Origin of the sequence: Bradyrhizobium sp. CCH5-F6 (assembly GCF_001556045.1) — a bacterium.
Classification (GTDB): Bacteria; Pseudomonadota; Alphaproteobacteria; order Rhizobiales; family Xanthobacteraceae; genus Bradyrhizobium.
The window spans coordinates 25,789-37,745 of record NZ_LSIC01000152.1 but is presented as its reverse complement, the minus strand read 5'-3'; the positions used below and the strand labels follow the sequence as shown (position 1 = coordinate 37,745).

Genomic DNA, 11,957 nt, shown 5'->3' with positions numbered 1-11,957 from the left:
GATGGTACTCGTCCCCGAGGTCTTGCAGGCCATCGAGCCTTACGAAAACATCGATGTTTTAGCCGCGGGTGGCATAGCAACAGGCCGGCAGATGGCCGCCTGCATGGCGATGGGCGCAGCGGGCGTCTGGTGTGGGTCGGTTTGGCTGACGACCGTCGAGGCCGAGACGACGCCCACGGTCAAGCAGAAGATGCTGAAGGCGACGTCGCGCAACACCGTCCGTTCCCGGAGCCGCACGGGCAAGCCGACGCGACAGTTGCAGTCGGCCTGGTCGGATGCCTGGGGCGCCAAAGATGCGCCGGAGCCCCTGGCGATGCCGCTTCAGGGACTACTCAGTCGGCCGCCTATGGCCAAGGTCGATAAGCTCGCAGAGAGCGGTCACGACGGCGCAAAGAATCTTGCGGCATACTTCGTAGGCCAGGCGGTCGGCCTGATGAATACGGAGCAGTCGGCACGGTCGGTCGTCGCCGATTTCATGAAGGATTATGCGGAAGCTGTAGAACGGCTTTCGGGCACGTTGCATGAGTAGGTCGAAGGACACCACGCCAATCGTGGAAGTCAACCACCCAGACTTGCAGGCGGCGCGGCTTGTTGCGGAGCGGCGCGTTGGGACCGGTATTGCTTACGTACGCGCGGCTCAAGTGAGATCATCTAATGTCACCGACGGTTGATCCGAAGCATCCCGATTTCATCGCCGACCAGCACGCGGCCTACCGGAGGCTCCGCGCGAATGCCCCCGTCTGCTGGAGTCATTCGCTCAGAGGCTGGGTTGTCACCCGGCATGACCTCGTCAGCAACATTCTGCTTGATCAGCGCTTTTCGGTGGAGAAGTTCACGCCTTTTGTGGCGACATGTCCGGACAAATGCGAGAAAAGATCGAGATAGTGACGGGCGTGCTGGAGAATTGGATGGTTTTTCGCGACCCTCCGCAGCACCAGAGGTTGCGCGGAGCGCTCGCGAAGTATTTTTCGCCCAAGGAGATGGAGCGGTTACGACCGCGCGTGATTCAAATCGTCGATGAGTTGATCGACTCTTTTGCTGCAAATGGCCGTCGAGTTGATTGGGGAGTTTGCCGTACCATTGCCGACGAGGGTCATTGGCGGAGTTGTTCGGAGCCGGGGAGCACCGTATCGCCAAATTGAAGCAGTGAGGGGCAGGCAACGGCGGAGCGATTTTCGTCAACCGTGCCGAACAAGGTGCCCCTATTGTGCCCCAACTTTGCTGGGGCACAGCTCCAGGGATTCGATTGCTAAGTCTTTGAACAGAAAGGCCGGATGGTGGACGCACAGGGGATCGAACCTTGGACCTCTCCCGTGTGAAGAGCCGCCGCATCATCGGGACGGCTTCTGGTAACGCTCTTGGAAAGATCAGGCGGCAAGTTTGGTGCGGATCTTGTCGCGTGATTACCGGCGCCATCAGATGAATGAATTCGATCAAAATTGCAGGATGATCCCTTACGCGCGTTTTCCTATCGGCACCACGTTTCCATCGCTCCGCGGCACCAGGGACACGACTGCCGCTCTTGCGAGGTCTTCCAAGGCGGTCGCAATGTATTTCGCGTAGTGCCGCTCGATCATTTTGACTGAGGTGTTGTGCAGTTTGGCGACCTGTTGGATGGGCAAGCCCTTTCGGAGACCGCGCACGATGCTCGAGTGCCGCAAAGCATAGGGAATCACCTCCGGCATACCGGCGCGCTGGCGAATGGCCTTCCAGGGACGTGCAAGTTCGCCTCTTTTCCACGGACCGCGTTCAGACTTCTTCCACGCGATACCGCTCGGCTCCTGTTCATGGATCCATCGCTCGAAAAGAGGTGCATCGCTTGGCCGCCCAGCGATTGCGGGCAAGAGCACCTCAATCACATCGTCGCCCACTGGGACCGGGTCTGAGCCACTATTGCCGCCGCGCCCCTTGTAGGAGCCCGGCACCATCAGACGTCGTGCAGAAACCTGTACGTCACCCACGCGCATTCGCCTCACCTGGGCATACCGCGCGCCGGTCGCGGCCAGACACACGACGATCCGGTATAGATCGCCATCAAATCCTTGCTCCTGATCGACTTCACACGCAGCTTGAAGGATGGCGCCAACCTCTTCATCCGTGAGAATCTGGTTATCTCGAGCAACCGACACATGATCATCATCATCGACCCGCTCGGCTTTGAAGCCGGCCTTCACAATGGCGAGGAACGTCGGATTTAGTTTCTTCCGATCTGCGGAAAGCCGGGGCCACGCGGCATTTAGTGCGGCCTTGAGGTCATTCACGAACCGCTGCTTGGTCGTGACCTTTAAGTCCTTCGGCAAACCCTCACGCCACGTTATCAAGTCGTCTTCTTTCAGGGCATGCAGTTGCACTGATGCGAGAGGAGCAGCTCCCGCAGCTTCCTGATTGCCGCGCTTTTCTTGACCGAGAACGTAGCGCCGCAGCTTGGTACCGGCGTCGGATCGGACGTCGCGACCTGTTCGGCGTCTTTCTCGAGCGTCGCGTTCCTTGATGTAGGATTCAACGGCCGATCGCACGGTAGGAGCCGGGCCCGCCGCCTGCGACGCGGCCTCTGTTCTGGCTCGAGCTACGGCCTCCCGAGCCGTTCTCACGGCCTGTTCGAAGGTCAGAATCCCTTCGGCGCGCTTGTCATTGATGTCGTTTGTGATGCCGACTTGCGCCTGCTTGTAGTTACCGCCTTCGTGGTGATTACGCCAGCGAACAAGCCAAACGCCGCCCCGTTTTCCTTTACGATAGCCCAGATGCGCTTCCGCATCGAGGCGGCGCCAATGTACGCCAAGCTCGAGCCTAGAGCGCGCTTTAGCCGTCGTGATCTGAGCCTCGGTGAGTGTCTTTGACATAGCGTTCGCCGATTTTACGTCGAATATCCGTTGAATATAAACCCATGTACATTGGCGAACAATACTGGACTATGGGCATTCAACCTATTGAAATTATTGAACGTCGGCGGACGGTGGCGAACGGAGAAGGACTCATTATTTGGCCCTCTCAAGGCTGAAACAGGGGTTCGATTCCCCTAGGGAGCGCCAAGATCAAGGACTTAGCTGGAGCCTCGTCTCGCGAGTCCAAATCGAATCCAGAAATCCGACGGCGCTCCCAACGGACGAAGTGGGGCGCTAGACACGATTCGCCCAAGATCACGAGTCGGTACCCACAGGGATTGCCGATTGTAAAAGAGAAGCAAAGCCTAACATGACGCCGCCAAAGGTCGTCGTGCTCGCGGCGCCGGGCCAGTCGGCTTGGGCGCGCAGTTCATCAGATCATGGCTGCGAAGAGGTACGGCGAAGTTATATCTCATGAGAGGAGCCGGCACCGTCCCGGTCCTCATTGAAGAGCGCTTTCAGCAAACGCCAAAGTTCGCGGTGACCAGCGGTTTGACCGCCCTGCGTTAGATAGTCCGCAATATCCATTGTCGCTGCTTGGAATTCGACTGTGCCCCCAGGGCCTGTCTCCAAATGTGCCTCTCGCTCGACATACAAGTTCTTGGTGTCGGTATCGAAGACAAGGAAACAACGATCCTCGTGTGTGATCTCGGGGCCCTTCACCTGGCGATACAGTTCTCTTTTTAGGAAGGCCATTTTCCGCTCCCGACGAGGACCGTGCGATAGCTAAGCTTCTTAGCCCAACAAGGTTCGGACCCTTGTAGCGGCGTCATAGATTTCGATCTTGAGCATCGGGTAAGTCGATTTCAGTTTACGACCCGATGATTCAGCCGCCTCGGCCGTCTCAAACTCCGACTTGAAGTGTCCGTCGACAACGACCACAAATCCTTCCGACGGCGGCCTGTCAGCACGTGGCACCTTCTGCTCAGGATCGTCAATTGAGCGAACTGGCTTTTTCATCGGAGCTCTCATCGTATCGCAGGCGCGTGACAGGGGGCCTCGCTGATACCGAAAAGCCGATCAAGCTGCGAAGACACATTCGATAGCGGCATCGGTGAAGACGAATGACAAAATCCGGAGACCGCGACCAGCTCATCTGGTTCGGGTCTCCGGCTTTCGGCGACGACCGCACAGGGCTAGGCAGCCTTGCCAGGTGCAGCGGCACTGTTTGGTGCGGGGCTCGCGCTCGGGGGAGCGCCGGTCTTGATATCGATCGTCTTGGTGGTCTTCACTGCCTTGGCGGGCTTCCTGATGGCGAGATGCAGCACGCCCTTGTCGAAATGTGCTTCGACGGCTCCGTCTTCCGGTTCGAAAGGTAGAGACATCGATCGATAGAATGAGCCGTAGCTGCGCTCCTCGACGTGCCAGTCCTTTTCATCTGTCGTGCTCTCCGCTTTTTTCTCGCCGGAGATAACCAGCTGGTTGCCGTCCAGGCTGACCTTGATATCTTTCTCGTCCACGCCGGGAAGTTCGGCTGTCACTTCGAAAGCATCCTTGGTTTCCGCCACATTGATTGCCGGCGCCCCCGCCCCAATGCTGGGAGACGGCGAACCCTGATCAAAGGCGCGAAATGCGTTTTCCATTTCACGCCGCATGGCCCTGAACGGGTCGAATGAGGGCTCCAGGCTGGTGGTCCACAATCTCGGAAGGCTCATCTGGCTTCTCCACAGGTTGAAGAAATATAGAATAGAGCCTGCTCCTCGCGCTCGCGGCTACCTTGATTTAGCGCAAAAATCGGCGGGTTATTCCGAAGCGGAAAGGCCGGCAATGATGATGAAGCCCGCAAGCAAGAGAGCGCGTCAACGAAGTTGACACAATGACACTCAACGAGCTTGCATCGGTGCATTGAAAGCGCGCCTATCCGCGCTGGAGGCCGGCGCCCCTCTTCATCATGGCGGCGGCCGTCAACAGTCCGGGGTGTTTGTTGAAGGCGCCTTAACCCCAGAAAACACCACCGTAAATCGCGCGCCCTGACCGTCGGCGCCACCGCCGATCCGTCACCGCGGTTGCTGAACCGCAGCGCCAATCGTGTTTTCGAGCGACTGTCGCTTGAAAGCGCGTTCAGTGGTGCGTACCGCCAGAGCTTGCTACCCAAACGGCGTCAAAGGTGCCCTTAGTACGGGGCGTAGTATTGGCGGCGATACGGGTAGGGACCGCCGTAGTAACCTGGTGCGTAGCCCGGCGCGTAACCCGGACCGTAGTAGCCGGGGCCGTAGGCCCCATAGGCGGCGGCTCCGGCCGCGGCACCAAGAACTCCAAGACCAATGGCCGCCCCGGGAGCAGCCCGATAGATGCGACCGCGGTAGTGGCGTCGATAGCGGACCTCCGTCACTTCGGACGAGGACGTCCCTTCTGTCAGAAGAGGCGAGCTCGGCGAGATCGGAGCTGCCCCTGAAGGAGAGCCGAGCATCGCGGCGCCGAAGAGCGCGGCGGCAATCGCGCATGTCCTAGTCTGCCTGTTCATCGCTGTACCTCTCGAACTTGGAGCATCTCAAGCGGCAAGTGACTTTGCTTCTGGCGAAGCAATAGACCCGCCACTGCACTCGCGCCGCGACTTGATCGATCACTTGGCGCAAGTCTTGTCGGCTTTCAAAGCCGCTTCCGCGGAAGCCTTTGTCGTGTGGGCGGCGCCGACAACCTTCATGTTGCTGCCGGTCGCAGGCTGGCTCTCGACGATCTGACATTTCATGGTCGCGCTATCCTGAGCCAGGTAAAACGATGAGGGCGATTGCCCAACGGTCTTGCCCGTCTCAGCCGCGACTGACGGCGAAGCGAGCGCAAGGACTGCGACCGTCGCCAATAGGGTCCTTTTCATGGAATCCACCAATTCTAGTTCGTCCGGAACTGGACAATGAACGAATAGAAGCGGCGGGCAGGCGTTCCCGCTGTGGCGGATTTGTTTTTTGCGCACCAATTGATGTGGATCAATGCCGATTGCGAATGCCTGTCGGCAGTCCAATACGACCACTAATATCAGACTGCCGAGACTTTAGGTTGCCATACTCACGGGCAGGGATGCCTTAGGCCGTCGTAGCCGAGATAGGTGCCGGAATACGGGTCATAGGACCTGAAGCGTCGCGCGCAATAGCCGACTGCGTCGCCACCAACATAGGGTCCCGGAACGACATAGGCCGGCCCGTAATAGCCGGGAGCGTAGCCGTAATAGCCGTAGGGCTGCGTCGCGCCAACGATTGCCCCGCCGATCAGCGCGCCAGCGATGCCTGCACCAATTCCAATGCCTGCACCGCCATGATAACCACCGCGCCAGCCGCGGCGATATTGCACGGTCTCTACCGATGGCGCCACCGCACCTCGTAGCATCAGCGCGGAGGTTGCCGGCGCCGCCGTGACTGGCGCGACGAACCACGGTGTGGTGGCGACGATGAGCGCAAGAAGCACAGTCTTGGACGTCTTGTTCATGACAGCATCTCCAATTGCATTTTCCGGCAGAGCGGCTGCCTTCAGCGCAGCCGGCCATCTTCGGGAAGGGACGCGTCATAATGATCCGGGAAAGCTTGCGTGAATTGATCCAGCGCAACGTGAGCGAGCATCGATCGGACAGACTTAACTTGCTCTTCGGAGATATTCGCGAAGCAGTGCGCATGAGCGAGCGCTGATCTCTTCCTTTCATCCGCGGTGGCGCATGCATGTGCTGCCACGACAGAACAAGGGGCTTCCATGCTTTCACTCATCATCGGGATCTTGATCATTTGCGTCGTCGGGGCAATTTGTTTCTGGGCCATCGACAAGTTTGTCAATGAATCCCGTTTGGCGGGTCTTCTCAAACTATTGGTGGGGCTGGTCTGCCTGGCCGCGATCCTTCAACGGCTGTTGCCGCTGGCGGGAATCAATTGGCTATAGCCGACCGGCAATTCGCCGCCGATGTGCTGCGTGAAAGGATGCGGCACTCACGCAGCAGATCGAACCGGCGCGCGAAGCGCGTCAAAAAAGCGAAGCTCAACGCCGATACTGCGCGTCCGGTGCAGGCGGCGTTGGCAGGAGCGAGCTCTTCGCATGGCTCCGCGCAGCCGCTCTCTCACGCCATCGTGCCGTCGATCGAGCGGCGGATCACCCGCTGCACCTCCGCATTCGACAGGAACAGGTCGTGGTTGACGATGCCCCAGCCTTCGGCTGACGCATCGACCACGCGGACGCCGAGGCGCGCGATGGCGGCCTTCTCGGCGGCGCCGACCCTGGTCATTCCGCCTGCGAGCTGTCCCGATAGTGCGAGGGCGCGATCGTTCGTCGCGGCGATCACGGTGATCTTGCCGGCGAGCGGCCCGATGCGCTGGACCGCCGACGAGAACACGTCCATGTCGATGTCGGGCGCGGCAAACACGACCCCGCCGATCTTGCTCGTCACGGTGTCGCCGTATCGTGCATAGAGCTGACGCAGGCTTTCGAGCGTCAGCATGGTTCCCATGCTATGCGCAACGATGTGCACGCGGCCGGCGCTCGGGGCCGACACAAGGGAAGAGAGCACGCGCTCGAATTCGTCGCGGGACCACATCGCGCTGTCGCGGTCATAGGCATAGTCGAACAATCCGGCCTTGGAGGGCCAGGAAAACGCCATGGTCCGTCCGCGGAACCTGATTCCATCGGAGAGATGGGCGGCATCGAGCACCGCGGTCTCGAACGTCTGCTTGAAGCCGTGCACATAGATCAGCACGTCTCCGCCGCCGGCCTGCGCAGCGAGATCGCCGGCCTCGGCCGTCACCGGCTCGATCCGGTCGAGACGCCAATTCCCGAGTCCGACGGAGGCGAGGGAAAGACGGCTCTCGTCCGGGGCGACCAGCCTGGCCTGCGCGACCGTCATGCTCGTCGCGCGCTCCGGCCCGAACCAGGGTTTGGTGCGGCCGCCGTTCACGGGCTTGCGCGTGGTGATGACGAGCAATGTTGGGTCAGCGGAGAGCGAGGACGCGTCGAAGCGTGCGCCGGTCGCACCCAGGCCGGCGCATCCGCCGAGTGCGAGGGCACTCCCGGCCGACGCAAGTCCGCCGAGGAAAGCGCGGCGAGATACGGCATGACGGGAGTCGCGTAGCGGGAGACGTCGGTCGATCACATGGAACCTTTGGGAACTTTGCCCACCATAACGCCGCCCCGCCGCCTCCCTGAATGACAATGGGGGCGAGAAGACGGCGGAGCAGCTTCGCGATCCGTCGCATGATTGCGGCGCCGGCGTTCGCCGTCCGGAACCTGCGGCGACCGGTCGATCGGGCCGCGTCGCTCTCATGCTCATTCGAAGCGGGTTTGCTTCAACGACGCAGACGGCGCCAGCCCATGACGACGCCGCTCACCGAGACGATGGTGCCGAGGATCGACAGCAGCCAAACCACGATGTCCCAGGCCGGGCGATGCATCAGCAGCAACCGGAAATCGAAACTGTGCAGCGCGTTGAACAGCCAACGATATGTGCGACGGCTGCTGTCGACGCGGCCAAGGATGTCGCCCGTCACAGGGCTGATGTGAAACCACGTTTTCGCGTCATCATCAAACACGGCGCGCAGCACCGGCAGCTCGCGGTCGTGATGATGCGCATACCAGTAGGCGTCGTATTCTTCGAGGACCACGCGCTCCGCCACGCGGGCTTGCGGCAGAAGTCTTGTTGCGGCAGTCCAAAGGCTATCCTGCGGGAGTGCCGTGATACGGCCCGAGGCCACATCCAGCGGCCTCTGCGTGCCGTCACGCGATGCGGCGACGATTATCGGGCTGCCATCGAGCCAGACAAAGCGCGCTTCCACCGCGGCGGATTGCGGCGTTGGCAGCTTCGTCGCGATCGTCGGCGCATCGTGGCCGGCATAGCGCTGCAGCACCTCGCCGGTCGTGTTGCGGCCTGCGAAATATTCGCCGGGATTGAGCGAAAGCCAACCGGAGAACGTCCAGGTCAGCACGAAGATGCCCGCGATCAGGCCGGTGACGTGGTGCCACGCCATCCAGCCACGATACGGCGTGATCCTGCCGCTCGCATAGCGCCGCTTCAGTCGCACGCGAAGGATGCCGATCCAGATGCCGGTGACGCCGACGATCAGGCAGATACCGGAGATCCAAAGCACGACGAGCCGCCACAACGGCCCGTCCTTGCGCAACACGGTCGGGTAGATCCAGTGCGGGATCGAGCCGAGCCAGTTCCAGACGCGCTCGGTGCGGTTGGTGTCGAGCACGATCTCGCCGGAACGCGAGGAGACATAGAGCTTGGTGCCGGCGTTGTCGCCGAGCCCGATGAGGTAAAGCGGTCTCAGCTGATCGTAACGGGCCGTCACGCTCCATTGGTCGCGGTCGATGATGTCTTCGAGTTGCGGTGAGTTGCTCGCGGGATGACGTTGCGCGACCGCGAGCGCCTGCCGTTCGGAAACGTCCGTGATGAGGCGGCCATCTGTTGCGGAGACCGCCTGCCGCTTGCCGTCCCAGCCGGCGATCCGATACACCGGCTCTTCGGCCAGCATGGAAAGCCGGAGATCGCGCGGATAGCGTGTGGCGCCCGCCGCCTTCATCGCGTCGTCGGGCGACAGCGCCACCTTCTCCCATTGAATGTCGGGAAGCGCTGCCAGCCTTTCCTTGTCGGAAAGGCCGGGAAAAGCGACATACATCATCACCACGCCGGAAATGAACCACATGGCGAAAAACAGGCAGGTGACGATGCCGATCCACCGGTGGCCGATGTACAGCCACCGCCGGAGCGTGCGTTTCAGGGCGCGTGCCACGCTCAGAACTTCACGTTGACAGCCAGTTGCGCCGTGCGGGGCATGCCGAGCAGCCACTGGGTCGTGCCGCCGGAGGTCGTGTACACCTCGTCGAAGAGATTGTAGATGCGGAACGACACGGTGGTGTTGAGATCAGGCTTCCACTGAACACCTGCATTGACGACGTTGTAGGCCGGGCGTGTCACCGTGTTGGCATTGTCCGCATAGGTCTTGCCGACGATCTGCACGCCCGCGTTGGCCGACCAGTTCGGTGCAAAGGCCCACGTCGCCCAGATGTTGGAGACGGTCTGCGGGACATTGACGGGCACGTTGCCGGCATAGTTCACGGCTACGCCGCCAACCGACTGCACGAAGTCGTCATACTTCGCGCGCAGCAAGGCGGTGTTGGCATCGATTCGCCAGCCATAATCGAGCAGGAATCCGACCGATGCTTCGACACCGCGCGATGATTGCTGGCCGACCTGGACGGTCAGCGAAGGAATGTTCGGATCGCGTGCGAGCAGGTTGTTCTTCACGATCTCGTAGCCGGCCAAGGTCCATTCGCCGCGGCCGCCCCAGAACGATTGCTTGACACCAATCTCGATCTGTTTGCCGGTGGCGAGCTCGAATTGCTTGTTTGCGGAGGACAGTGAGATCAGCCCTCCGACCGGATCGACCGCGGTGGCATACTGGGCGTAGAAGGCGAGATCCCTGACCGGTGTATAGACCGCCCCGGCGCGCCAGGTTGTCGAGGAGAACGATTTTTCGAAACTGTTGGCGGGCGTGACATAGTCGGTGCGCGTGATCGTCGGTTCGTCCTGGCGGATGCCGGCAATCAAGGACAGCTGCTCGGTGACTGACAGCCTGTTTTCGGCAAACAGCGCGTACTGGTTGGTCACGCTGCCGTAGCCGGGAATGGTGGGGTTCGGGCTGTTGAACACGCCAGGAACGAAGCTGTACGGGTTGACGGACGACGAGCCGCCATAGGGTGAATTGTTGGTGTGGGTGAAATTGATGCTGTTGACGTCGAACCCTGCCAGGAACTCGTTGGCCATACCAAGGACATGCCCGCGGAATTTCGCGTCCATGCGGTTGCCGACCTGCTGCTGATCGTGAAAGATCTCGATATAGCTGGTTCGGTTGATGAGACCGGTGGCAGGATTGTAGGCGTAGCTTTCGACGTCCTTCCAGTGCCGCTTGGAGTTCAAGTAGTAGAGAGTGTTCTGGACCGAGATTCCATCGGTGATCTGCCACGCGGTCTTCACCTGGTTCCAGCTGTCCTGGTAGCGGATGTGGCTGTCGCTGACGTTGTAGTTCTTGAAGCGTAGCGATTCATCGAGCCTGCCGTTGATCAGCGGCGTGCCGAAGTAGCGCGACGGGTTGCGGTCACCGTAATCTGTAGACAGCGTCCAGACGACGTCCTCGTTCTGCCTGACCTGAACCACGGCATGAAGTGCGACATTGGAGGTATTGTCACGATCGACCCATCCATCCGACATGTTGCCTGTGGCGGTGATGCGATAGGCGACGTCCTTGCTCACCGGACCGCCGCTGTCCACTGCGATTCGACGCGTCATGTTGCTGTCCAGCGACATCTCGGCCTGGTTGCGAGGGATCCACGACGGCAGTTTCGAAACGACGTTGATGGCGCCGCCGACCGCACCCGCGCCGTACATCACCGACGCAGGGCCGCGCAGCACCTCGATGCGCTCGGTCGACCACGTGTCGAACGGAAAGGTCACCGTCCCGGCGCCGATGTAGAGCTGGGTGCCGTCGTACAGCGTCATGACGGATCCAAGGCCCGTGAAGCCGCGGGTATTGAACGAGACGCCGCCATTGCCCGGTGCCGGGCTCGCCGTGAAGCCGGTGGCGTTTTGCGTCACCGCGTCGAGGATGTTCTGCTGGCCGCGTTCAGAAATGGTTTCAGAAGAAATCACCTCCACGCTGGCCGGCGTCTGCAGTCGCGTCAAGCCCAGGCGGCTACCGGCCGTGCTGGCGCCGGTGAGGTTGAGCGTCGGTGCGGCGAATACGGGACCCGTCGGGTTGGCAGTCGGAGCACGCGTGTCGACAGCTGCGTTTCGCTGCTGGCGTGAGCGCGCGAGGCGCGTGGCATCGCTGCGTCGGGTGCTGCGGGCATTCGGTGGCCTCGCTGGCGGCTGCACCACCACGGGATCGAGCGTCTGGGCCGGGCTTTCGGACTGTGCCCAGCCATCCGTCGACAACACGAGGCAGGAGAATGCAACTGAACGGAGCAACGCGCGGCGATGCCATGGCGCGAAGATGGGAGGGGAGGTCATCAAATAGACTCGCGATAACGTGGCACGTCACCGCGAACGCAGCTTGGCCGCTGTCTCAAGAGCAAGACAGCTCAACACTCACCAGGACACCCCGCCCA

At 61.0% G+C, this 11,957-nt stretch carries 12 protein-coding genes and 1 tRNA gene; 3 read left to right on the top strand and 10 right to left on the bottom strand.

The window, feature by feature from the left end; translation table 11 throughout:
- Positions 1 to 529 (top strand): nitronate monooxygenase (locus tag AX729_RS26970; protein ID WP_061027269.1); only part of this gene is annotated, 529 nt, incomplete at its 5' end.
- A gap of 925 nt (positions 530 to 1,454) precedes the next feature.
- On the opposite strand, the gene AX729_RS26960 is transcribed toward AX729_RS26970, so the two are convergent.
- Positions 1,455 to 2,840, bottom strand: coding sequence for a tyrosine-type recombinase/integrase (locus tag AX729_RS26960; RefSeq protein WP_021075817.1), 1,386 nt, complete (start codon positions 2,838 to 2,840; stop codon positions 1,455 to 1,457).
- Between the two features lie 112 nt (positions 2,841 to 2,952).
- Here AX729_RS26960 and AX729_RS39980 point away from each other — a divergent pair.
- Positions 2,953 to 3,029 (top strand) — tRNA-Glu (locus AX729_RS39980).
- 258 nt (positions 3,030 to 3,287) lie between these two features.
- Here AX729_RS39980 and AX729_RS26955 read toward each other — a convergent pair.
- The 6 genes from AX729_RS26955 to AX729_RS26935 form a co-directional block, all read right to left on the bottom strand.
- On the bottom strand, positions 3,288 to 3,578 hold the full coding sequence (locus AX729_RS26955; protein ID WP_061027268.1) for a hypothetical protein: 291 nt from the start codon (positions 3,576 to 3,578) through the stop codon (positions 3,288 to 3,290).
- A gap of 39 nt (positions 3,579 to 3,617) precedes the next feature.
- Complete coding sequence (locus tag AX729_RS26950) at positions 3,618 to 3,842, bottom strand: hypothetical protein (protein WP_061027267.1); 225 nt, start codon at positions 3,840 to 3,842, stop codon at positions 3,618 to 3,620.
- Positions 3,843 to 4,018: 176 nt separating this feature from the next.
- Positions 4,019 to 4,537: an Hsp20/alpha crystallin family protein gene (locus AX729_RS26945; RefSeq protein WP_082770545.1), complete on the bottom strand. Its 519-nt coding sequence runs from the start codon at positions 4,535 to 4,537 to the stop codon at positions 4,019 to 4,021.
- A gap of 458 nt (positions 4,538 to 4,995) precedes the next feature.
- Positions 4,996 to 5,346 (bottom strand): hypothetical protein, encoded by a 351-nt coding sequence (locus AX729_RS38965; RefSeq protein WP_245325397.1) that lies wholly within the window; start codon positions 5,344 to 5,346, stop codon positions 4,996 to 4,998.
- Between the two features lie 99 nt (positions 5,347 to 5,445).
- On the bottom strand, positions 5,446 to 5,571 hold the full coding sequence (locus AX729_RS41565) for a hypothetical protein (protein WP_283807819.1): 126 nt from the start codon (positions 5,569 to 5,571) through the stop codon (positions 5,446 to 5,448).
- Between the two features lie 314 nt (positions 5,572 to 5,885).
- Complete coding sequence (locus AX729_RS26935) at positions 5,886 to 6,302, bottom strand: BA14K family protein (protein ID WP_061027264.1); 417 nt, start codon at positions 6,300 to 6,302, stop codon at positions 5,886 to 5,888.
- Positions 6,303 to 6,560: 258 nt separating this feature from the next.
- Here AX729_RS26935 and AX729_RS26930 point away from each other — a divergent pair, with 258 nt between their 5' ends.
- The gene (locus tag AX729_RS26930) at positions 6,561 to 6,743 is read left to right on the top strand and encodes a hypothetical protein (protein WP_061027263.1); all 183 of its coding nucleotides are present in this window, start codon (positions 6,561 to 6,563) and stop codon (positions 6,741 to 6,743) included.
- Between the two features lie 175 nt (positions 6,744 to 6,918).
- Here AX729_RS26930 and AX729_RS26925 read toward each other — a convergent pair whose 3' ends face one another.
- The 3 genes from AX729_RS26925 to AX729_RS26915 all read right to left on the bottom strand — a co-directional run bounded on the left by AX729_RS26925 (position 6,919) and on the right by AX729_RS26915 (position 11,859).
- Positions 6,919 to 7,944: an alpha/beta hydrolase gene (locus tag AX729_RS26925; protein WP_061027262.1), complete on the bottom strand. Its 1,026-nt coding sequence runs from the start codon at positions 7,942 to 7,944 to the stop codon at positions 6,919 to 6,921.
- Positions 7,945 to 8,137: 193 nt separating this feature from the next.
- Positions 8,138 to 9,583 (bottom strand): PepSY domain-containing protein, encoded by a 1,446-nt coding sequence (locus AX729_RS26920; RefSeq protein WP_061027261.1) that lies wholly within the window; start codon positions 9,581 to 9,583, stop codon positions 8,138 to 8,140.
- A 2-nt stretch (positions 9,584 to 9,585) separates the two neighbouring features.
- Positions 9,586 to 11,859 carry a TonB-dependent receptor gene (locus AX729_RS26915; RefSeq protein ID WP_061027260.1) on the bottom strand — a complete coding sequence of 758 codons (2,274 nt, stop codon included), beginning with the start codon at positions 11,857 to 11,859 and terminating at the stop codon, positions 9,586 to 9,588.
- Positions 11,860 to 11,957 lie beyond the last annotated feature (98 nt).

Coding starts and splice junctions, on each gene's coding strand:
- AX729_RS26960 (WP_021075817.1), bottom strand. CDS start 2,840: ATGTCAAAGACACTCACCGAGGCTCAGATCACGACGGCTAAAGCGCGC.
- AX729_RS26955 (WP_061027268.1), bottom strand. CDS start 3,578: ATGGCCTTCCTAAAAAGAGAACTGTATCGCCAGGTGAAGGGCCCCGAG.
- AX729_RS26950 (WP_061027267.1), bottom strand. CDS start 3,842: ATGAAAAAGCCAGTTCGCTCAATTGACGATCCTGAGCAGAAGGTGCCA.
- AX729_RS26945 (WP_082770545.1), bottom strand. CDS start 4,537: ATGAGCCTTCCGAGATTGTGGACCACCAGCCTGGAGCCCTCATTCGAC.
- AX729_RS38965 (WP_245325397.1), bottom strand. CDS start 5,346: ATGAACAGGCAGACTAGGACATGCGCGATTGCCGCCGCGCTCTTCGGC.
- AX729_RS41565 (WP_283807819.1), bottom strand. CDS start 5,571: ATGAAATGTCAGATCGTCGAGAGCCAGCCTGCGACCGGCAGCAACATG.
- AX729_RS26935 (WP_061027264.1), bottom strand. CDS start 6,302: ATGAACAAGACGTCCAAGACTGTGCTTCTTGCGCTCATCGTCGCCACC.
- AX729_RS26930 (WP_061027263.1), top strand. CDS start 6,561: ATGCTTTCACTCATCATCGGGATCTTGATCATTTGCGTCGTCGGGGCA.
- AX729_RS26915 (WP_061027260.1), bottom strand. CDS start 11,859: ATGACCTCCCCTCCCATCTTCGCGCCATGGCATCGCCGCGCGTTGCTC.